We start from the raw sequence: 22,344 nt of genomic DNA, 5'->3' as shown, positions 1-22,344 counted from the left end.
GAACGCTGATAGCTTCGGTCCGCCCCCGGGAACACTCGGCGGGCGAACGGAGGAAGCACACCCATGAGGTTCGGCGCGAGGCTCGCGCTCGCCGTTATCGCCATCGTCGTCACGGCCGCCGCATGTGTCGCCCCTCCCAGCGCTTCCCCGTCCGGCGAGGCCGGGGACTGCGGGCCGTTCGCGCGGTACGGCAGCCACCCCGGAACCCACGTCACCGTCTACGCGCCCAGCCGGGACCGGGAAGCAGACCTGTTCGAAGCGACCTGGGCCGGCTTCGCCGCCTGCACGGGGATCGACGTCCAGTACGAGGGGAACGGGGAGTTCGAGGCCCAGATCCAGCTCCGGGTCGAGGGCGGCCACGCCCCCGACGTGGCGTTCTTCGCCCAGCCCGGACTCCTGGAACGTTTCGCGCGCGGGGGAGAGCTCGAACCCGCGAGCGCGGAGCTCGTCTCCCTGGCCGAACAGGGCTGGTCGGCGGACTGGAACAGCTACGCGACCGTGAACGGCACCCTCTACGGCACTCCGTTGGTCGCGAACGTGAAGTCCTTCGTCTGGTACTCGCCGAAGCTCTTCCGCGACCGGGGGCTGACCGTCCCCCGCACCTGGGCCGAACTGATGGACGTGACGGAGAAGGTCGCCGCTTCGGGGGTCAAACCGTGGTGTGCGGGCCTCGAATCCGGCGAGGCCACCGGTTGGCCCGTGACGGACTGGATCGAGGACGTCCTGCTCCGCCAGCAGGGGCCGGACGTCTACGACCAGTGGGTCTCCCACCGGATCCCGTTCAACGACCCGCGAGTGATCCGGGCCATGGACACGGTGGGGTCCGTCCTCAAGAACGACCGCTATGCCAACGGCGGCTACGGACCGGCCCGCTCGATGGCCTCGATCTCCTACCAGGACGGCGGCACGCCGATCCTCTCCGGCGACTGCGCGATGCACCGCCAGGCGTCGTTCTACGCCGAGCACTGGCCGAAGGGCACCCGGATCGGACCGGACGGGGACGTGTTCGCCTTCCTCCTTCCGGGGGCGGACACAACCAGCAGGCCCGTCCTGGGCGGAGGGACGTTCGCCGCGGCATTCGCCGACCGCCCCGAGGTGCGGGCCTTCCGGGAGTACCTGGCGAGCGCCGACTTCGCCAACGCGCGGATGAAGAAGGGCCCCTTCGTCTCCGCGAACAAGGGAGTGGATCCGGCCGACGCCGCCGGCCCGATCGACAAGCTCTCGATCCAGCTGCTCCAGGATCCCCGGACACAGTTCAGGTTCGACGGGTCCGACCAGATGCCCGCGGCGGTCGGCGCGGGCACGTTCTGGAAGGGAGCCGTCGACTGGATCAGCGGCAAGGACACCGAATCGGTGGCGGCGGCCGTCGAACGGTCCTGGCCGAGCCACTGATGCCGTTCGACGTCGTCGCTCAGCAGCCCAAGCTGGCCCACCTTCTCCAGGGCGTCGCCGCGTTCTCGGCCGTGGTCGGCCTGATCCTCCTGGCACTGCACCGGGGACCGGTACGGCGGCGGGGCGCGGCCCTCCTGCTGCTGGCCCCCGCCCTGCTGCTGCTCACCGTCGGCCTCCTGCTGCCCGGCCTGCACACCCTGGGCCTGTCGTTCACGGGCGACGAAGGGGACACCTGGGTCGGCGTCGACAACTACGTGTGGATGTTCACCGACCCCGGGGCACTGATCGCGCTCCGCAACACCCTGGCGTGGGTGGTGCTCGTGCCCCTGCTGGTGACGGGGATCGGTCTCCTCTACGCCGCGGCCGTCGTACGTGCGCGGTTCCGGGCGCTCGCCCTGTCCCTCGTCCTGCTGCCGATGGCGATCTCGTTCGTCGGCGCCGGCCTGGTCTGGAAGTTCGTCTACGCCTACCGGCCGGCCGGCGCGGAGCAGATCGGGCTGCTGAACGAACTCGTCGTGGCGTTCGGCGGCGAGCCGAGACAGTGGCTCGTGGACTCCCCCTGGAACATCCTGTTCCTCGTCGTGGCGATGGTGTGGAGCCAGGCGGGCTTCGCGGCCCTCCTGCTGGCGGGCGCGATCACGGCGGTTCCCGGCGAGATCGTCGAGGCGGCCCGGCTGGACGGCGCGTCACCGCGGCAGATCTTCCGGCACATCACCGTGCCGTCGATCAGACCCACGCTGCTCGTCGTCGTCCTCACCGAGGTGATCGGCACCTTCAAGGCGTTCGACATCGTCAAGACCATGACCGCCGGGCAGTTCGACACCGGTGTCATCGCCCACGAGATGTACGACCAGTCCTTCCGCTACGGGCGGACCGGCCACGGCGCGGCCCTCGCGGTGCTGCTCTTCCTCCTCGTCACCCCAGTCGTGGCCTACAAGGTCCGTGCGCAGCGGAGCGCGGCGTGAGCGGGGCGAGCGGGGAGCGCGGCGTGAGCGGGGAGCGCGGCGTGCGCGGTGTCCGGGAACGGCTGTCCTCCCGCGTGTTCTCTCTGGCCGCCGTGGTGATCGCGATCCTGTGGACCGTGCCGACGCTCGGCCTGTTCCTCTCCTCGTTCCGTCCCGAGGCCGCGATCAAGACGACCGGCTGGTGGACCGTGTTCGGCTCGCCCCACGTCACGCTCGCCAACTACCGTGAGGTGCTGTTCGGCACCGGGAACGCGTCGGGCCGGCTCGCCGACCACCTCGTCAACTCGATCGTCATCACGCTGCCCTCGGTGCTGTTCCCGCTCGTCCTGGCGTTCCTCGCCGCGTACGCCCTGGCGTGGATCGACTTCAGGGGGCGCGACGTGCTCGTCGTCGGCATCTTCGCGCTCCAGATCGTGCCCCTCCAGATGGTGCTCGTCCCGTTGCTGCGGCTCTTCTCCCGTGGATGGCTGTTCCTGCCCGCGTGGAACGCCACCGGAGCGGCTCGGTTCAGCCAGGTGTGGTTCGCCCACACGGTGTTCGCGTTGCCGGTCGCGGTGTTCCTCCTCCACAACTTCCTGGCCGGACTGCCCCGTGACCTGATCGAAGCGGCCCGGGTCGACGGCGCGTCACACGCGACGCTGCTGCTCCGGATCGTCCTGCCGCTGGCCCGCCCGGTCCTGGTGACGTTCGCGGTCGTCCAGTTCGTCTGGGTGTGGAACGACCTGCTGGTGGCGATGACGCTGTCGGGCGGGACCGCCGGGACCGCTCCGGTGACGGTCGGACTGGCGGCCATGGCCGGGACACGCGGCAACGAGTGGCAGCGGCTCACCGCGGGGGCGTTCGTGTCGGCGTTCGTCCCGCTCCTCGTGTTCCTCCTCTTCCGGCGGCACGTCGCCCAGGGTCTGCTCACGGGGTCCGTCAAGGGATGACACCGGAGGAGACGAGCACGGGCGCCCGGCTGAGCCGACCGGGTCTGCGCGGCCGGGAAGCCGAGCTGGAACAGCTGCGGGCCATGGTCGAGGCGGTGCGCGACGGCGACGGCAGCGGGCTCGCCCTGCTCCTCGGCGAGCCGGGGATCGGGAAGACCGCCCTGCTGGAGGAGACCGTCTCGATCGCACGCGCCAGCGGGTTCACCGTCAGCCGGGGACGCGCCGAGGAACTGCACGAGCTGGCACCGCTGGCGTCGCTGGCCTCGGGCCTGCTGCACGGCGACCCGCCGCTGCTGGCCGCGGAGGACTTCGCGCACCTGGCGGGCCACCACGACCAGCGTGTCTGGCTGGTGGAACGGCTGGCCCGGCTGATCGAGGAGCGCTCGGCGGGCGCGCCCGCGCTGATCGCGATCGACGACGTCCAGTGGACCGATCCGCTGAGCCGGTTCGCACTGAACGTCATGCCGGCACGACTGCTGGCCTCCCCGGTCCTCTGGCTGCTCGCGGGGAGGGAGAACCCGGACCTGCGCGGGGGCGCCACCCGGACGGCGACGCTCGCGCTGCGGCCGCTGTCAAATGCGGCGCTCGCCGAGTTGGCGCGGGACGTACTCGGCGGGACGGTACCGGATCGCGTCACCGGGCTGCTCGACACGGCCGGCGGCAACCCGTTCCTCGCGGTGGAGGTGCTGGAAGGCATCGCGGCGTCGGGTGCGGACGGGGCCGGGCCGCCGGAGCGGCTGGTGCTCGGGGTCCGCGGCAAGCTGTCCGCGCTCCGACCGGGCACCCTCGCGTTCCTGCGGATCGGCTCGGTCCTGGGCCGCGCCTTCCACCTCGCCGACGCCGCCGCCCTGTGCGGCAGGCCGGCCGCGGGCCTCATCGGCGAACTGCACGAGGCGATCGGCGCCGGGCTCATCGAGGACGACGGCGAACGCCTCGTGTTCCGTCATGATCTGCTCCGGCAGGCGGTCTACGCCGACCTCGCGCCCTCCGCGCGGCGGGCACTGCACCGGGAGGCGGCGAGTCGGCTCGTCGCGGCGGGCCGGACCTCGGCCGACGCGGTCCCGCACCTGCTCAAGAGCGCCGAACCGGGTGACCGGGAGGCGGTCCGGCTGCTCGGCCGCGCCGCCTCGGACGTGCTCACCGTCATGCCCGACCTCGCCGCCGACCTGTCCGTACGCGCCATGGAACTGGTGCCGCCCCACGATCCCGCGGAGTTCGACGTGGGTGAACGGGCCATCACCGCCCTCACCCGTGCGGGCCGGTACACCCGGGCACGGGAGATCGGCGACGTCCTCCTGGCCCGGCAGCCCCCGTTGGACGTCTTCGCCCGCCTGCAGTCGGTCCTCGGGGACACGCTGTGGCACCTCGACGACATCCATGAGCTGACCCGCCGCTCGACGGCCGCCCTGGGCGTCGTCACCGACCCGGCGGTCCGCGCCCGGCTGACCGCGCGACTCGCGCTCGCCCAGTCCCGCGGCCGCGACCTCGGCAGTGCTCGCGGGACCGCGGAACGGGCCTTCGCCGAGGCGGAGTGCGCGCAGGACCGGGAGGCCCGCGTCGTCGCGCTGTGGGGCCTGGGCGAGATCGCCCTCAACGCGGGCGAGTGTGCGTCCGCCGTCGACCACCACACGGCGCTCAGCGCGTTCGACGCGGCCTTCCTGCCCGAGGAGGTCGTCGCCCGGGTCCACCTGGACGACTTCGACACGGCCCGGCACCTGCTGCGGACGGCGGGCGACGACCCGCTGCGACCCGCGATGCTGATGTGGGCCCAGGGAAGCCTGAATCTGGGGCTCGGGCGGCTCGACGACGCGGAGGCCGACCTCGTCACCACCGAGCGGCTGGAGGCGGACATCCAGGTGCCCGCGAACCTGGTCAACATTCGCGTCCACCGGGGCTGGCTGGCGCTGCTGCGTGGCGATCGCGAGGCCGCGGAGGAACACGTCGGGGTGGTCAGGGCGGCGGTGGCCGGCCGGCCGAACCCGGGGAACCACGCCGTCCACCAGTACCTGGAGGCCCTCCTCGCCGACACCGACGGCGACCACGCGGCGGCGGCCGAACGGCTGCGATCCGCCCAGCGGGACCACCCCTTCGTCCGCTGGAGGCTCCTGCGCACCCGGTTCGTCGAGGCCGTGCAGATCGCCCTGCGTGCCGGAGACCGGGCTCTGGCCGCGGACCTCGCGGCCCAGGCGGCCGACTACGCCTCCCACAACCCCGCCGTGCCGACGGCACAGGGGACGGCCACCCACACGGCGGCACTGGTGAACGCCGATCCCGGCCTTCTGGAACGGTCCGTCCGGATCCTCCTCAACGGTCCCCGGCCGCTGCACCTCGCGGCGGCCCGCGCCGACCTCGGCCGCGCGCTGTCGGCCGTGGGGGACGCCGCCGCGGTACCCGCCCTGACGAGGGCCTACGAGGCGTACGCCCACGCGGGGGCCGGCTTCGAGGCCGACAAGGTCCGGGCGGAACTGGACCGGGCCGTGACGGGCTCCGGCCGGCGTCCGGCCCGCCCCCGTCCCGGCCAGGGGTGGGACGCGCTCACCGCTTCGGAACGCAAGGTCGCCCGGCTCATCGCCGCAGGACACACCAACCGGTCGGCCGCTGCCGCCCTGGTCGTGTCTCCGCACACGGTCAACACGCACCTGACGTCGATCTTCCGCAAGCTCTCGGTGAACTCCAGGGTCCACCTGACCCGGCTGGTACTGGCGCAGGCCGAAGTCGACACGGCCGACCCGTCGCCGTCCGCGCACTCTGCGCCCGCGGGCAAGGCCCGGGGCGCCGCACGACAATCGGCGGCTCCTCCCCCGCCATAGCGTGACGGCATTCCGCGCCGCGACGACGCGCGGACCAGCCGAACCGAAGCGAGGAAGACACAGCCATGCCGTACATCACCGTTGGCCAGGAGAACACCACCGCCGTCGAGGTCTACTACGAGGACCACGGCACCGGTCAGCCGGTCGTGCTCATCCACGGCTTCCCCCTCGACGGCCACTCCTGGGAGCGCCAGAGCGCCGCGCTCCTCGACGCCGGCTACCGCGTCATCACCTACGACCGCCGCGGCTTCGGCCGGTCCTCCCAGCCGACGACCGGCTACGACTACGACACCTTCGCGGCCGACCTGAACACCGTGATGGAGACCCTCGACCTGAACGACGCCGTCCTCGTGGGCTTCTCCATGGGCACCGGCGAGGTCGCCCGCTACGTCTCCGCGTACGGCTCCGCCCGCGTCGCCAAGGTCGCCTTCCTCGCCTCGCTGGAGCCCTGCCTGCTGAAGAGCGACGACAACCCGGACGGTGTCGCCCCGAAGGAGTTCTTCGACGGCATCGTCGCCGCGGTGAAGGCCGACCGCTACGCCTACTACACCGCCTTCTTCAACGACTTCTACAACCTCGACGAGAACCTGGGCACCCGCATCAGCGAGGAGGCCGTCCGCAACAGCTGGAACACCGCGGCCGGCGGCGGCTCCTTCGCGGCCTCGGCGGCGCCGTCGACCTGGTACACCGACTTCCGCGCCGACATCCCGGCCGTCGATGTCCCCGCCCTGATCCTGCACGGCACGGCCGACCGCATCCTCCCGGCCGAGAACACCGCGCGTCCCTTCCACAAGGCGCTCCCGTCCGCCGACTACGTCGAGATCGACGGCGCCCCGCACGGCCTGCTGTGGACCCACGCGGAGGAGGTCAACGCCGCGCTCCTCGCGTTCCTGGCGAAGTGAGGCCGTTCCCGCCCGCTCGCACGCAGTGAGCCCCCGCCCGCGGCAGCCCGTCATCCGGCTGCCGCGGGCGCCGGACGATCAGGAGTCGTCCGGCTACGAGGCCCGCGACCACCGCATCCAGACAGGTTCAGGAGAGCAGAAGCATCATGCAGTTCGGCATCTTCACCGTCGGGGACGTGACACCCGACCCCACCGACGGCCGCGTCCCGACGGAACACGAGCGCATCAAGGCGATGGTCGCCATCGCCCTCAAGGCCGAGGAGGTCGGCCTGGACGTCTTCGCGACCGGAGAGCACCACAACCCCCCGTTCGTCCCGTCGTCCCCGACCACCCTGCTCGGCCACATCGCCGCCCGCACCGAGAGACTGGTCCTGTCCACCGCCACGACCCTGATCACCACCAACGACCCGGTGAAGATCGCGGAGGACTACGCGATGCTCCAGCACCTGGCCGACGGCCGGGTCGACCTCATGCTGGGGCGTGGCAACACCGGACCGGTGTACCCCTGGTTCGGCCAGGACATCCGCCAGGGCATCGACCTCGCCAGGGAGAACTACGCGCTGCTGCGCCGGTTGTGGCGTGAGGACGTGGTGGACTGGGAGGGCAGGTTCCGCACGCCCCTGCAGGCCTTCACCTCGACACCGCGGCCGCTGGACGGCGTCGCGCCGTTCGTCTGGCACGGGTCGATCAGGTCGCCCGAGATCGCGGAACAGGCCGCGTACCACGGCGACGGTTTCTTCCACAACAACATCTTCTGGCCCGCCGATCACACCAGGCGCATGGTCCAGCTGTACCGGCGCCGGTACGCCCACCACGGCCACGGCCGTCCGGAGGACGCCATCGTGGGGCTGGGCGGCCAGGTCTTCATGCGCAAGAACTCGCAGGACGCGATACGGGAGTTCCGTCCCTACTTCGACAACGCGCCGGTCTACGGCCACGGCCCGTCGCTGGAGGAGTTCACCGAGCAGACCCCGCTGACCGTGGGCTCTCCCCAGCAGGTCGTCGAACGGACCCTGTCCTTCCGGGACGGCGTGGGCGACTACCAGCGCCAGCTCTTCCTGATGGACCACGCGGGCCTGCCCCTCAAGACCGTCCTGGAGCAGCTCGACATCCTCGGCGAGGAGGTCGTGCCCGTGCTGCGCCGGGAGTTCGCGATCGGACGTCCGGACGACGTGCCGGACGCCCCCACCCACGCGGCACGGGTCACGGCCGCCGCGACCGCGCGGGAGGTGAGCGCCGCGTGAAGCTGGTCGCCGTTTCCGCGGGGTTGAGCACCCCTTCCTCCACCCGCCTGCTCGCGGACCGACTGGCCGGGTCGGTCCGCGACGAACTCGCCGTCCGGGGCCGTGCCGTGTCGGCCGAGGTCGTGGAGCTGCGCGAACTGGCCGTCGATGTCGCCAACCATCTCCTGACCGGCTTTCCGGCACCGCGCCTGGCCGCCGCGATCGACGCGGTGACCGGAGCCGACGGCCTGATCGTCGTCACCCCCGTGTTCACGGCCTCCTACAGCGGCCTGTTCAAGTCCTTCTTCGACGTGATCGCCCCGGACGCCCTCGCCGGCAGACCGGTCCTGATCGCGGCCACCGGTGGTACGGCTCGCCACTCCCTCGTCCTCGAGCACGCCGTGCGACCGCTCTTCGCGTACCTGCGCGCCACCGTCGTCCCCACCGCGGTGTACGCGGCGTCCGCGGACTGGGGATCCGGAGGGGACCAGTACGCCGACGGCCTGCCCGCCCGCATCCGCCGCGCGGGCGGCGAGCTGGCCGCGCTCCTGGCCGACCGCCCGGAGCGGGCCGAACCCGAGGACGACGTCACCGCCCTCGAACGGCAGCTCGCCGACCTGCGGTTCGACTGAGACCGGTCGCTCCGAGGCGCCGCCTGCCCGGGCGGAGCCGCCGTGCCGCATACTGATCCGCCGTACCGCACGTGGACGGATCTCGTCCCGTGCGGCCCCGGCCGGCGGAGTGAGTGTGAACCGATTGACGACATGGCCCTTCCCCGAGGGCGTCGGGGGTGGGGGGACTCCGGTCCGCGGCCGGGAGGAGGAACTGGCGTTCGTCGAGGCGCGGCTCGATGCCCTCGCCCGGGGGGCAGGCGGGATCGTCCTCGTCGAGGGCCCCGCGGGAATCGGCCGGTCGAGGCTGCTCGTGGAGGCCTCGGCCGCCGCGAAACGGCGCGGGACGAGGGCGTTCCAGGGTGGAGCCGACCCCGACGAGCAGTTCGTACCGCTCAGCCCGTTGCTGGACGGGCTGTTCGCGGGCGAGGAACCGCTCTCGGGCGCCGACCGGCTGCGGGACCTCGCCGCGACGCCCGGTCAGCGGTTCTGGCTGCTCCAGGAACTGGGGGACCGCCTGCGGGAGGCCGCTCGGAACGGGCCGCTGCTCATCGTCCTCGACGACCTCCAGTGGTGCGACGAACTGACGCTCCTCACCTTCCACACCCTCGCGGGCGCACTCGCGCCGCACCCGATCCTGTGGCTGGTCGCCGTGCGCCACGGGAGCGTGCCTCCCCGGGTCCGCACGACACTGGACAGGATTCGGCAGGCCGGGGCGCACGAGTTGGTCCTGGGGCCACTCGGTGACCCGGCGGTCGCCCGGATCGCCGAGGACGCCCTGGGCGCGGTTCCCGACCCGGGCGTCCTCCGTGTCGCGCGCCGCGCCGAGGGTGTACCGCAGTTGCTCAAGGACCTGCTCGACGCGCTACGGGACGAGGGGCTGGTGACGATCGAGAACGGCACGGCCCGACTGCCGGCCGGGCCCCTCCCCCTCCCGCGACTGCCCTCCGTCGCCGGCCGGCTGACCCGGCTTCCCGCCCCGACGCGCGAACTCGTGGAGACGGCGGCCGCGGTGGGACGCCCCGTGACCGTGCAGCTGCTGGCCGAGCTGCTCGGCAGGTCACCGGCGGCGCTGATCGGCGCCGTTCAGGAATCCCTCGACTCCGGTCTGCTCGTCGAAAGGGACGACCGTCTGGAGTTCCGCCACGAGCTGATCCGTGAGGCCGTGGAAGCCGGTCTCCCTCCCACCTTGCGCGCCACCCTGCGGGGTCATGCCGCCGAGGTGCCACCGGCGCGTACGGCGTCCCCGGTCGCCCCCTCCGCGCCGGTGCCCGCGGGCGTGCGGCTCAGCGACCGGACGGCCGTCGAACGGCTGCGTGCCGCCGCGGCCGATCTCGCGGCCACCGCGCCCGAAGCAGCGGCGGAGCTCAGCCTCAGAGCCCTGGAACTCACCATGGAGGACCCGGCGCAACGGCCGAAGGTCATCGCCGAGACGCTCCCGCTGCTCTGGCAGATGGGGCAGCCGACCCAGGCGCACGACCTGGGGGCGTCGGCCCTGGCCGCCGGTGATCTCGGGCCCGACGACGAGGCGCGGATACGCCTCGCCATGGCGCGCCTTGCCAGTCACTTCGATTTCGCCGAGGCCGTCCGCCAGGCCCGTGCGGGGGCGGCACTGCCCGGGATCCCGGCCGCACTGCGGGCCCGGCTGCTCGCCCTGTTGTGCCTGGGCCTGTCGCTGGCGGGTGACCCCGAGGGTGCGGAGCGGACCGCTGCCGAGGCGCGGGAGGCCACCGACGCGGCCCGGGACGGCATCGCCCAGGCCACCATGATGGTGGTCGACTCGGCCCTGTGCTTCTACCGGATGGACTGGAACGAGGCGCTCCGCCGGGCGAGCCGGGCGGCCGCCCTGGCGGCCGGACTGGGCATCACCCCTTCGGTCTGGATTCCGGAGGCACTGTGGCAGTGCCTGCTGCTGACCGTGGCCGGCCGCACCGCGGAGGCGCTCGCGCTCGCCGACGCCGGGGTCCACGACACCCGCCACCAGGGCCGGGCGGCGGCCGCACGCCTGTGGCTCATGCACCGCGCCCGGGCGCTCCTGGACGCCGGGCGGCTGGCGGAAGCCCGGGCCGAGGCGGAAGCCGCCGCCGACATGAGGGGTGCGTTCGACGGCGGAGACCTCGCTGAACTCATGCTCCTGTACACGCTGACGCGAGTGGCGATCCACACCGACGACCGCGAAGCCGCTCAGCGGTGCGCGGCGCAGGCGCGGCGCGTGCGGGGGACGGGCGCACCGCTCGCCCGTAGCGTCAGTGCCTGGATGCTGGTACAGCTGGCGGACTTCGACGGTCGGCCCGACCGGGCCCTGGCGGAACTCCACGAGGTGCTGGCGGCGCTCGCCGAGGAACGGCCGGCCCTGGTGAGCCCGGTCGACCCGATGGACACTCCCGCCCTCGTCCGCACGGCCCTGCGCGCCGGCGCATCCGAGCGGGCCGCCCCGGCCGTCGAGGTGGCCGAGCGGCGAGCCGCGCGCAACCCGGACTTCACGATCCTCGCCGCCAGTGCCGCGCACGCCCGCGGGCTGCTCGACAACGATCTGGCACACCTCCTGCGCGCCGTCCGGCTGTACGAGGGGTGCTCACGCCCGATCGCCCGGGCGTCCGCGCTGGAGGACGTCGGACGCAAGCTCGCGACCACCCGCAGGCCCGAGGCGGTGCCGTACCTGGACAAGGCTCTGGTCCTCTACACCCAGGCAGGCGCCGAGCGGCACGTCGCGCGGGTCCGTCGGCGCCTGCGGGCCGCCGGCGTGCGCCGGCGCCCCTCGCCGGCCGGATCGGCCAAGGAATGGCCCGAGCTGACGGCGTCCGAGCTCCGGGTGGCACGGCTCGTGGCCCAGGGTCTGACGAACCCGCAGGTGGCCGAACAGCTCTCCCTGTCGCCCCACACGGTGGGTTCGCACCTGCGCCGTGCCTACACCAAGCTCGACATCGCCTCCCGGGCGGAGCTGGCCCGACTGGTGGAGAGGCGCGACAGCGGAGAGTGATCGCTTCGTATCCCCCGTCGACGCCGTACCTATGGACCCTTCGTGCGATGTGCGGACATCGCCGCCTCCTCAAAATGATCAACAGCTGCGGAAAGGAAGCGTTCCGCAGGGAACAGTTGGTCGAGAGAGGAACAGCGCATGACCGCAAGGCTCCAGCGAGCCCGCCCTGGCAGCCCTGGACTCCAGGCGCTCGTCGACGAACTCGCGGAGCAGCTCGGCCGGTCCGTCGCGATCGACGATCCGCTGGTCCGCGTGGTCTGCACGAGTCGCCACTTCGGCGACGAGGACCCGGTACGCATCGGCACGCTGCTCCAGGGCCGTGCCGACAACGCGACGATCCGCTACGTACTCGCCCAAGGAGTCACCCAGTGGCCCAGGGCCGGATTCATCGAGGGCCGTGACGACCTCGGACTCCTGCCCCGCTACGTCGTGCCGCTGCGCGAGCGCGGGCACCTCCTGGGGCTGCTCATGGTGGTGGCGCCCGAGATGACGCTCGAACCGAAGGAGACCGAAGCCATCGGGCGGGCCGCCGGCCTGATGGCCGCCCAGATGTACGTCGAGCAGCTCGGCGCCGACACCCGGAAGACCGACGAGCGGACCCTGGTCCTGGAACTCGTCGGCACCAACGTCGTCACCCGCACCGCCGCACGTCGGCGGGCCGTGGAACTCGGGCTGCTCGGCGAGGCCGAACACGTCCTGGTCACCCTGGTCAGGCTGCGCCGCGGAACGGAGCCCGTACGGCAGCCCGAGGCGGCTCTGTGGGGAGCCCTGGAGGGCTTCCGGCAAACACGTTCGGCGCACGGCGTCCTCGCGGTCGACCAGGACCGGGCGGTCCTGCTCCAAGTCCGTGAGCGGCCTCCCGCCCCGCCCGAGGTCGCCACCCAGTCGGCCCGCATCCTCGACGAACTCGCCACCTTCCTGGAACCGTCGGCGGCTCCGGTCATCGGTGTCGGCGGGCGGCACCCGGGCCTGCAGCACGCCTGGCGGTCGTACGAGCAGTCCCTCGTCGCGGCCCGGGCCGCGCGCCGGATCCCCTCGCTGCGAAGCATCGGCGACTGGGACCTGCTCGGGGAGTTCGCCGTGCTCCTCCAACTCCCCGAGCACGCACTGAACTCCTCCCTCGTCCCCGAGCCACTGCGCACCCTGAACGAGGCCCACGGCGACGACCGGCTCCGGGACACCCTGCGCTGCTTCCTCGAACACGCCGGATCGATCCCCAGGACCGCCGAGGCGCTGCGGCTCCACCGCACGTCGCTCTACTACCGCCTGCGCCAGATCCAGGAGATCACCGGACTCGACCTCGACGACGGCGGTCACCGGCTCACGCTGCACCTGGGGCTCAGGATCGAGGAACTCCTCGCCACCGGGGACGACCGGGCCGCCTGATCCCGGCCGGCCCCACCGGTCCACCGGTCCCCACCGGTCCACCGGTCCCCGCCGGTCCCCGCCGCTTCGACAAAGCGAGAAGGATCCGCGACCCGATTCCTACAGCGCGCGGTGGTGGCGGCGAAGGGCCCCAATCGAAGATGTGAGAGACGGCGCGGGCACGACCACACGCCCGTGGCCAGAGAAGGAAGAGGTCATGAAGGAACTGATCACCACCGACGGGACACGCCTCGCCTACCGGGACACCGGTGGCGAGGGCATCCCCCTGGTCATGCTCCACGGCTGGGGCCAGAGCCAGGCGATGTTCCGCCACCAGGCCGAGAACCTGTCGCCCGGCCGTCGCGTGATCACCGTCGACTTCCGGGGCCACGGGCTGTCCGACAAGCCGAAGCACGGCTACCGCATCGCCCGGCTCTCCCGCGATGTGCTCGAACTCGTCGACCACCTAGGGCTGGTGCGCTTCGACGCCCTGGGGTGGTCGATGGGCGTCTCGGTCTGGTGGAGCTTCATCGACCAGTACGGCACCGGACGCATCCGCCGCCTCGTCGCCGTCGACCAGCCGGCGGCCGTCGCCGCCGTCCCCTGGACGACCGGGGAGGAGCAGCGGCAGTCCGGCGCCATCTTCGACGTGTCGCGACTCCTCGAACTACTCGCCGCGCTCGCGGCCCCCGGTGGTGACGAGGTGCGCGCCGACTTCGTGCGCGGCATGTTCTCGGGCGAGCCGGACCCGGAGATCCTCGCCTTCGTCGCACGGGAGATCACCTCGACTCCCGCCCACGCCGGCGTCCCCCTGCTGTTCGACCACTGCGCCCAGGACTGGCGCGACGTGCTTCCCCGGATCGATGTGCCGACCCTGGTGATCGGCTGCGAGGGAAGCCATGTGAACCCCGAATCGCAGCGCTTCATCGCCCGGCAGATTCCGGGCGCCCGAATCCATGTGTTCACGTCCGAGGCGGCGAATTCACATTTCCCGTTCCTCGAGAACCCGGCGGCTTTCAACGCGGTGGTGGAGAAGTTCCTCGCCGAGGACCCGGACCTGGGGGCGTAGACCGTCTCCGTGTCCGTTCCGGCAGCCGCTCGAACGGCTGCTCCACCGCAAAGAACCGAAAGGCTTGGAGTTCTCATGATTCAGTCAGTGATGTCACGCGCGCCGGAAAGGGAGGAACACCGGCCCGCCGCTCTCCGGCCGGTTTCCTCCTCCGAATGGCTCGTCGAGATCCCTTCCGGCATACCGAGCGAGGGGGACGGAAACTTCCTCTATCTCGGGATGCACGTCCGGGGGTCGGCGACCAGCGTCCGCGCGGGGGTCAGGACGGCGCTGGAGCCGCACGACCTGGTCTTCTGCGACCCGGCGAGGCGCCACCTCCTGCAGTTCGGCGACGACTGCCGCATGATCTTCTTCCGGGTGCCCCGCGGCTATCTGGGAGTCACGGAGTCGGAACTGGACCAGGTGGTGGGTGTTCCCGTGCCCGGTGGCGACGGGCTGGGCGCACTGGTGTCGGACTTCCTGTCCGCGCTCGCCGACCAGGCCGACTTCCGCCGGTCCAGGCACGGGGACCGGCTCGCCCGTACGGCCGTCCACCTCCTGTCCGTCCTGCTCATGGAAGTCCTCGGGACCGGGGAGGAGGGCGAGGAGGCCGAGGCACCGACGATCGGCAGCGAGATGCTGTCCCGGATCCGGTGCTTCGTCGAGGAGCACCTCATGGACCCGGACCTCTCGCCGGAGTCGATCGCACGCGCCCACCACATCTCCGTCCGGTACCTGCACAAGCTCTTCCAGAACGAGGGCATCACGGTGAGCCAGTGGGTGCGGCGACGTCGGCTGGAGTCCTGCAGGGTCGAGCTGGGCCGGTCCAACCGCCGGTTCACCGTGGCGGCGGTGGCGCACCGCTGGGGCTTCAGCAGCCCCTCGCACTTCAGCCGCACCTTCCGGGGCGCGTACGGCATGACCCCGAGCGAATGGCAGTCCATGGCAGCCTCGGCCGTCGCCGACGCCCCGCACGCGGCCTGACACCGAGAAGAGAACCGCCATGACCACCCCCACCGTCGTCCTCGTACACGGCGGCTTCGGCGACGCAGCGGCCTGGATAGGCGTCATCTCGGAACTGCGCAGCCGCCGCATCCCGGTGATCGCACCGCCGAATCCCCTGCGCGGCCTCGCCTCCGACGCCGCCTACGTCGCGTCCGTCGTCTCCCAGATCGCCGGCCCCGTCCTTCTCGTCGGCCACTCCTACGGCGGTGCGCTGATCACCGTGGCCGGCGCCGCGGAGAACGTCGTCGGACTCGTCTACATAGCCGCGTACGTGCTCCACGAGGGCGAGTGCCTCGGCGATCTGGAGAGACGCTTCCCCGACTCCTCGCTCACGAGCAATTTGAAGCGGTGGACCTACCCGCTCGTCGACGGCGACTCCGCGGTCGAGGTCACCATCGACGAGGCGGCCTTCCCCGCCGTCTTCGCCGCGGACGTGGCGGAGGAGGTCGCCGAGGTCCTGGCAGCGGCCCAACGCCCGGTCGCCACTGCGGCCTTCACCGAGACGGCATCCGCCGCCGCCTGGCAGCTGAAGCCGTCCTGGGCCCTGGTGGCCGGAGCCGACCGCGCGATCAACCCGGAGGTCCAGCGCTTCGGCGCCGAGCGGGCCGGGTCCGTCGTCATCGAGCTCCCGGACGCCTCCCACGCCGTCGCCCTGTCGGAGCCCAGGCAGGTCGCCGATCTGATCCGGGACGCGCTGCGGGCGACGAGCTGACCGCAACGCACCGAGTGGCGCCGGCGAATCCCGGTCCGTCCGCGCCACGTTGATGCGCGAATCGCGTGCACCAGAGGACAAGAACGCGTGCGTGGAACGGCTCGACGACATCCGGATCACCGGTAATTTCAAGGAAGGCGAAAGGAACCGCAATGCAGCCCCCACTCGAAAAGACGATCAGCGCGAGGCTGATGACAGCAGAGCACGAATGGCATGAACTGACCTTGCGCATGAGGCATTCGCCGGACGATGCGCTGGCAGTCCGCATGGACCTTTTCGCAGTCGAGGACGATCCACCGGCCGCGACCTGGGTGTTCGGCCGGGATCTGCTCGCCACCGGACTCATCCTGCCGACGGGCGAGGGAGACGTACGCGTCCGGCCCCACGGCGAGGACGAGACGGACGTCGAGCTCATCTCGGGGCAGTCCTGGTGCGTCGTCAGGATGGCGTCGGCCCATGTGCGCGACGTGGTGGCCAGGACGCAGTCCGCCGGGGAACGCTGGGAGGACAAGGCCCGGGCCGAACTCGACAGGGTTCTGGCGGAGATCCTTTCCAGCGGTATCACGAACGCGGATTCCTAGGCCTCAAGTACCGCCCGGGCCCGCGCCGAAACGCTGACCATCCGCGTTCGCACAGCCGTTGCCCCCGCCGTCCCGGCTATTCCCGCGCCACCCCGCTCTCGAAGGCCATCGCGGGCGCCCGCCTGGTGGTGCTCGAAGACGCCCCACACGGCCTCATCTGGACGCACGCCACCGAGGTCAACAAGGAACTGCTCGCCTTCATCGGCGAGTGATCGACCGCTCCCCCGCTCCCTCCTCTCTGCTCCTCTCCTCGCTGTTCCCCTCTTCCTCCTCCCCTCTTCCTGCTCCCCGAAAGCGAGATCGCATGTCGAGCATGCCCGTCGCCGGGATCCGTCCCGGGCCCTCGGCCCCCGGCGCCTCCCCCGACCACACCGCCGACCTGGTCGTGCGCAACGCCAAGGTGTACACCGGCGACCCCCTGCGCCCCCGGGCGAGCGCGGTCGCGATCCGCGCCGGCCTGATCACCGCCGTCGGCGACGACGCCGACGTCCTGCCGCAGGTCGGCCCGCGCACCCGCGTGGTCGACGCGCTCGGCCGGCGGGCCGTCCCCGGCCTCAACGACTCGCACCTGCACGTCATCCGGGGCGGCCTCAACTACGTGATGGAGCTGCGCTGGGACGGCGTGCCGACGCTGCGCCAGGCACTGGCCATGCTGCGCGCCCAGGCCGAACGCACCCCGCCGGGCCAGTGGGTCCGGGTGGTGGGCGGCTGGTCCGCCGACCAGTTCGCGGAGCGCCGGCTTCCCACCCTCGCCGAACTCAACGCCGCCGCCCCCGACACCCCGGTGTTCGTGCTGCACCTGTACCAGTCGGCGCTGCTCAACCGGGCGGCACTGCGGGCCGCGGGCTTCACCCGAGACACCCCCGACCCCGTCGGCGGGCAGATCGTGCGCGCACACGACGGTGAGCCGACCGGCATGCTGCTGGCCGCCCCGGGCGCCCTGCTGCTGTACTCCACCCTGGCCAAGGCGCCGACCCTGGACGAGGCCGACAAGGCCGCCTCCACCCGGCACTTCCTGCGCGAGCTCAACCGCTTCGGGCTCACCTCCGCCATCGACGCGGCGGGCGGCTTCCAGAGCTTCCCGGAGAACTACGGCACCGTCACGGAACTGGCGAAGAACGGCCAGCTGACGCTCCGGATCGCCTACCACCTCTTCCCGCAGACCGCCGGGCAGGAGCTGGACGACCTGCGGCGCTGGGTGGAGACCGTCCGCCCCGGCGACGGGGACGAATGGCTGCGGCTCAACGGGGCCGGGGAGAACCTCACCTGGGCGGCCGCCGACTTCGAGAACTTCTCCGAACCGCTCCCCGAACTCGGCCCGTACGAAGCCGGGTTCGAGCAGGCGGTACGCCTGCTGATGGAGCACGACTGGGGCTTCCGGCTGCACGCGAGCTACGACGAGACGATCCGCCGCGATCTGGCGGTCTTCGAGCGGCTGGCCGCCGAGGGCCTGTTCCCCGGTGGGAACCGCTGGCTCTTCGACCACGCCGAGACGGTCTCCACCGCGAGCCTGGACCGGATCGCGGCGCTCGGCGGCGCCGTCTCGGTGCAGAACCGGATGTCCTTCCAGGGCGAGGCGTTCGTCCGACGCTACGGCGCGGCCGCGGCCGCCGACGCCCCGCCGGTGCGGGCGATGCTGGAGCGCGGCCTGACGGTGGCCGCCGGCACCGACGCCACCCGGGTCTCCTCCTACAACCCGTGGGTGGCGCTGCACTGGCTGGTCTCCGGACGGGCCGTCAGCGGACGTACGCTCCGCCCGACCGCCAACCGGCTGAGCCGAGAGGAGGCGCTGGAGCTGTACACCCTCGGCGGCGCCCGACTCACCGGCGAGGAGGAGGTCAAGGGCCGCCTCCGGGTGGGCAGTTACGCCGACCTCACGGTGCTCAGCGCGGACTACCTGACCGTCCCCGAGGAGGACATCCCGCACATCGAGTCGGTGCTCACCGTGGTCGGCGGCCGCATCGTGTACGGCACCCAGGAGCACGAGGGCCTCGCCCCGGAGCTGCCGGCCGTGGTCCCGCTGTGGAGCCCGGTGGCCCGCTTCGGCGGCTACCAGGCCACCCCGGCGCCGAGCCTGTCCGGCGTCCGGCAGGCCGAACGGCTGGCCGAGGCGGCGGCCGACTCCGACGAGCAGCGCGCCTGGCGCGCGGCCCGCGGCCAGTGGGTACCCGGACAGGCCGCCGGCCCCGCACTCGACGACCCCTGCTTCCTCTGAGCCACCCACTTCCGGGCCGACAGTCTCACCACCGTGCGCCGCCAGGCCTTGCCACCCGGCGGCGCACGGCGTCGCCCGGCACGAGGACAAAACCCGACCTCGGCGACATACCCGTCCCCGCCCGGCGCCGAGTCAAGCCGCCTGACGGATACGCAGCAGCGCTCCACACAGAGGCGCGCAGAACACCGGGCAGCCGAACCACAATTGGCGCCCACTCAAGCAACCGCCCACAGACATGCCCGCACACAGAAGCATCAAAGCCATTCCGACGCAGACCCGCGTCCGATCGGCCTGTCAGCCGCGCTCAACTCGCCACTCGAGGAGCAACCGGCCACCCCAAGGCACTCCCATGTGCAGGACGCACCCCCAGAAGGCAACGTGAATAACCGTTCACGACCACACTGCGACCACCAGCACAAAAAGGCCGCCCCTGCCCTTCGACAGAAACGGCCTCCGACCTGCGTAAACGCCGGTCAGGACGACAGGATTTAAACCTGCGACCCCTTAGGCATAGCCATCGCTGCACGTCGGACGGTAGACAGCCCGCGCTTTTCGTTCGCCGAAAGGCACCTCAGAGACGGTGGTGAACGACGCGTGGTCCCCGGCAAGTCCCCAAATCTACCCGCTCCCAATCAGCTTCGGTTCCATCGCTGCGACTGCTGAGAAACCGCCTCAAGCTGACAAGGCTCCAGCCGTCGTGATCCTCGGCACCGGATGCGATCGCTACCACGATGCGCCTGGCACGGTTGAACTCGGTGGCGGCGTTGCGGCCCTCGGTCGCCCGCAAGGGCGACTGCCACGGGGCGCCAGGGCACCGTGCGCACACGATGCCAATTCCGTTGGATCACTCTGACACCTGGCCACGCGTAGCGCTGTCTGATCGCTCTACGACCTCAATCTGCCCAGTCCAGGAACGCACCGTCCACGTCAGCAGAACCATCCCACCGCCGACCATCAGAGACCAGACGACCGCCACTGGGATGGATAAGGAAATCCTCTCGCTCTCCGCGTACACGCCTCCGGTCGCGACCGTCAGGGCCCAAACAGTCAAAGGGACAAGAACTGTGGGATATCCGAGCCGCAAACGCCAGTGACCGAAGAAGAAAGCAAAGACGAGATTGGATCCGACGACCGCCGGACAGAGGCCCCAGAACGACGGGTCACTAGAAGCGAACGAGGCGCGGCCCGATACGTAGCCCATGAGAGCCAGATACATCACGGCTACGCTGGAGCTGAGAATCCGCATAACGCCCGGCCGCGGAGCGTGGATAACCACTCGCGTGTGGACTGGTAGAGGCAAAGCGTCGGTTGTGGCCTTGGCGGGGCGCGCCGCAACGGTCGGTGCAGACGGTGCTGGCTCTACCTCGGCCTCATCAGGCGTGTGGGACTTCAGCGGATCCTGGGGATCCGGCTCTGCGGTCGACATCGTGGGTTTGGCCGGAGGTTCGGTGGCTACAGTTCGGGGGGCAGCGCGGCTGCGTCGGTGGTCCGCCGGGCGTAGTTGGGTGAGGGTGGAGGTGACTGCACCGGCAGCCCAGTCGAAGGTGGTAGCGAAGTCATCGTCCTCGCTTGCGCGTTCGATGAGGGCGTTCTGGAGGTTGAGAAGCAGGTCGCGGGCGGATTCCGGAGCCGCTTGGGTTGCGATCCGCTGGGTGACCATAGGCAGGAGGAGCGCTGGGGCGGCGGCCACGGCCCGGGCAGCACTGGTGACGAGTTCCGGCTGGGTGGCCGAGGCGCGGGTGATGACGGTTAGGCCTTGGTAGCGCTGGGCGTTGGTGAGATGAGGGTGAGGCAGAAGGCGTTCGATGAACTCACCCCCACTGTCCTGCTCGACTTCCGCGACTAGAGCGGCACCGAGCAGGTCGGGGCCCATGGCACCCCAGCGAGCCCCGCTGCCGGACGGGTAGAGCGCGGTAAGGATCTCCTCGTAGGCCGCCAGGTCCCCAGCCTGGGGAGCCGTCGTGGCAGGGAGCCCGTGATGGTGAACTTCGAAGCCGGCACTCACCGCCGCTCGGGCATCCCTCCGTGTCTGAGCACCTGTCAGTCGCTGAACGGCAACCATGGAGCGGACCAGTCCGATGTCGAAGGCGACGTTCGGCATACGAGCGGCGGCGACGCGCCGCCAGTAGTTCTCCTCGTGGGCGAGCAGGACGTCCATTGGCCTGTCGAACACTGCCAAGGCGGGATTACGCTTGGCCAGGACGTCGGCGAGCGCGGCCATGTGGAGCGCAATCACAGTCTTGTCAGCCATTGCGGGAAGATGGCGCATACCTGTGGTCCCGGGCCCGACAGCAGGTACCGGCCATTCCTCGCCCAGGCCTGCTTGCTGCAACAGACCGATGCACTCGGTGAAGGCGGTTTTGGCGACGGCGTACGTACGCGCAGTTCCGATTCCCTTGAGGGCATCCGTCGCCGTCGCCTCGACCGACAGGCCTACTCCCATCGCAGCGGTGCCCTGGTGGGCCCGGCGCAACGGCGGCCACCAGTTGTCACGACCGCGGGCGATGAGTAGCAGGCGGATGCGGCCTCCTAAGCGCGGTGCGGCCAGGAGGTCGAGGATGTGTCTCACCTGGTCAAGTCGGGTCTCGGCGTAGTCGACGACGATGAGCAGTGGTCGGCGGGCGGTGGTTAGCATGACGTACTCGGGCGGCTGGCGGCGGGGGTTGTCGGCAAGGAACCCGCCGATCCATGCGTCTTGCCGCCTCGGTGTGTGGGAGAGCCGGTGGAGCAACTCGCTGGCAAGTCTGGTCTTCCCGATGCCGCCCGTCCCGGTAATCACGGCGACGTCGGTGGCACGGCTGGTCAAGCACCATTCGTCCAATGCCCTGAGGTGGTCAACTGTGCCACTGAGGGGGACGACCCGGGAGTGGGGGTTGAGCAAGTGAGAGGAAGACAGCTGCGCGTCGCGCAGGTCGGTGAGAAGGGGGTTGAGGTCGGCAGGCCGCAGCTGCGGAGGCATGCCGGTGACGTTGGTGATGGTCTCGGCGAAGCCGGTGGCGGCAAGAAGCTGGTCGGCTGGGACGACGAGGAGCATCTGACCGTGCCAGTGCTCAGCGGCTCTGGCAGCGAGGCCGACAACCAGATCGTCGCAAAATACGGCGGCACCCGACATGCCCTTCCAAAGGTCGTGGGAGCCGGGAGGTGCATCGCCGATCTCGAAGACATAGAAATCAGAGCGTTGGCCAGAACCCGGCTTGATCCGGCCGTCCACAGTCTTCGGATCGTCAACCGCGGTCTCCTGATCCCCCCGGGTCAACAGGCGGCTCATCGCCCGAGGAAACCCGGTCATCGTGCAAACTGGCCGCACCGCTGCGTGCTCGCAGGTCAGCTGTCCCCAGCGCACAGCGGTCAGATCGGTGCCGATCCGCGCCCGGTCAGTCCGCAGCAGCACGGCATCCAGCTCAGCGTCGGACCACACCACCTCGGCGTCGGCCTGACACCCTCCCTCCAACGCCCTTACAATGACTGGCTTGTTGTCGCCCTTCAAGCAGACCACGTGGTACGCCGTCAGCACCAGTCCGGGTGCGATGATGCTGCCAGAGCCGACAACACCGACTCGCGGGTTACAGACCTCGACGGTCCGCTGTGCTGGCGTTCCCCCCATCC

The 22,344-nt window shown here is 71.1% G+C and carries 15 protein-coding genes; 14 read left to right on the top strand and 1 reads right to left on the bottom strand.

Annotation, left to right across the window (positions count from 1 at the left end; genetic code table 11):
• Nucleotides 1-63: 63 nt before the first annotated feature.
• From ACFVVX_RS26965 to ACFVVX_RS26900, 14 genes are all read left to right on the top strand, one after another.
• On the top strand, nucleotides 64-1,392 hold the full coding sequence (locus ACFVVX_RS26965) for an ABC transporter substrate-binding protein (RefSeq protein ID WP_387949201.1): 1,329 nt from the start codon (nucleotides 64-66) through the stop codon (nucleotides 1,390-1,392).
• Nucleotides 1,392-2,357 carry a carbohydrate ABC transporter permease gene (locus tag ACFVVX_RS26960; RefSeq protein WP_387949200.1) on the top strand — a complete coding sequence of 322 codons (966 nt, stop codon included), beginning with the start codon at nucleotides 1,392-1,394 and terminating at the stop codon, nucleotides 2,355-2,357. Before ACFVVX_RS26965 ends, ACFVVX_RS26960 begins: the two co-directional genes overlap by 1 nt.
• On the top strand, nucleotides 2,354-3,286 hold the full coding sequence (locus ACFVVX_RS26955) for a carbohydrate ABC transporter permease (protein ID WP_387949199.1): 933 nt from the start codon (nucleotides 2,354-2,356) through the stop codon (nucleotides 3,284-3,286). The genes ACFVVX_RS26960 and ACFVVX_RS26955 overlap by 4 nt, the downstream gene beginning before the upstream one ends.
• Nucleotides 3,283-6,096: an ATP-binding protein gene (locus tag ACFVVX_RS26950; RefSeq protein WP_387949198.1), complete on the top strand. Its 2,814-nt coding sequence runs from the start codon at nucleotides 3,283-3,285 to the stop codon at nucleotides 6,094-6,096. Before ACFVVX_RS26955 ends, ACFVVX_RS26950 begins: the two co-directional genes overlap by 4 nt.
• 65 nt (nucleotides 6,097-6,161) lie before the next feature.
• Nucleotides 6,162-6,998, top strand: coding sequence for an alpha/beta fold hydrolase (locus ACFVVX_RS26945; protein WP_387949197.1), 837 nt, complete (start codon nucleotides 6,162-6,164; stop codon nucleotides 6,996-6,998).
• Between the two features lie 146 nt (nucleotides 6,999-7,144).
• Nucleotides 7,145-8,242 (top strand): LLM class flavin-dependent oxidoreductase, encoded by a 1,098-nt coding sequence (locus ACFVVX_RS26940; RefSeq protein WP_387949196.1) that lies wholly within the window; start codon nucleotides 7,145-7,147, stop codon nucleotides 8,240-8,242.
• A complete protein-coding gene (locus ACFVVX_RS26935) occupies nucleotides 8,239-8,853 on the top strand; it encodes an FMN reductase (RefSeq protein WP_387949195.1) in 615 nt (204 codons plus the stop codon). The genes ACFVVX_RS26940 and ACFVVX_RS26935 overlap by 4 nt, the downstream gene beginning before the upstream one ends.
• Before the next feature lie 115 nt (nucleotides 8,854-8,968).
• The gene (locus ACFVVX_RS26930; protein ID WP_387949194.1) at nucleotides 8,969-11,812 is read left to right on the top strand and encodes an AAA family ATPase; all 2,844 of its coding nucleotides are present in this window, start codon (nucleotides 8,969-8,971) and stop codon (nucleotides 11,810-11,812) included.
• 138 nt (nucleotides 11,813-11,950) lie between these two features.
• Nucleotides 11,951-13,198 carry a PucR family transcriptional regulator gene (locus ACFVVX_RS26925; RefSeq protein WP_387949193.1) on the top strand — a complete coding sequence of 416 codons (1,248 nt, stop codon included), beginning with the start codon at nucleotides 11,951-11,953 and terminating at the stop codon, nucleotides 13,196-13,198.
• Nucleotides 13,199-13,394: 196 nt separating this feature from the next.
• Nucleotides 13,395-14,246: an alpha/beta fold hydrolase gene (locus tag ACFVVX_RS26920; RefSeq protein ID WP_387949192.1), complete on the top strand. Its 852-nt coding sequence runs from the start codon at nucleotides 13,395-13,397 to the stop codon at nucleotides 14,244-14,246.
• Nucleotides 14,247-14,321: 75 nt separating this feature from the next.
• Nucleotides 14,322-15,209 carry an AraC family transcriptional regulator gene (locus ACFVVX_RS26915; protein ID WP_387949191.1) on the top strand — a complete coding sequence of 296 codons (888 nt, stop codon included), beginning with the start codon at nucleotides 14,322-14,324 and terminating at the stop codon, nucleotides 15,207-15,209.
• A gap of 19 nt (nucleotides 15,210-15,228) precedes the next feature.
• Entirely contained in the window at nucleotides 15,229-15,942 is a 714-nt protein-coding gene (locus ACFVVX_RS26910) for an alpha/beta fold hydrolase (RefSeq protein WP_387949190.1), read from the top strand.
• Between the two features lie 152 nt (nucleotides 15,943-16,094).
• On the top strand, nucleotides 16,095-16,523 hold the full coding sequence (locus tag ACFVVX_RS26905) for an SsgA family sporulation/cell division regulator (RefSeq protein ID WP_387949189.1): 429 nt from the start codon (nucleotides 16,095-16,097) through the stop codon (nucleotides 16,521-16,523).
• A 304-nt stretch (nucleotides 16,524-16,827) separates the two neighbouring features.
• Complete coding sequence (locus ACFVVX_RS26900) at nucleotides 16,828-18,738, top strand: amidohydrolase (RefSeq protein ID WP_387949188.1); 1,911 nt, start codon at nucleotides 16,828-16,830, stop codon at nucleotides 18,736-18,738.
• 844 nt (nucleotides 18,739-19,582) lie between these two features.
• Here the strand turns inward: ACFVVX_RS26900 and ACFVVX_RS26895 are convergent.
• Nucleotides 19,583-22,342: a trypsin-like peptidase domain-containing protein gene (locus ACFVVX_RS26895; RefSeq protein WP_387949187.1), complete on the bottom strand. Its 2,760-nt coding sequence runs from the start codon at nucleotides 22,340-22,342 to the stop codon at nucleotides 19,583-19,585.
• Between the last annotated feature and the right edge of the window lie 2 nt (nucleotides 22,343-22,344).

Origin of the sequence: Kitasatospora sp. NPDC058170 (genome assembly GCF_042883905.1) — a bacterium.
Lineage (GTDB): Bacteria > Actinomycetota > Actinomycetes > Streptomycetales > Streptomycetaceae > Kitasatospora.
The sequence above is the reverse complement of the archived record's forward strand: the minus strand, read 5'-3'. Positions and strand labels throughout refer to the sequence as shown.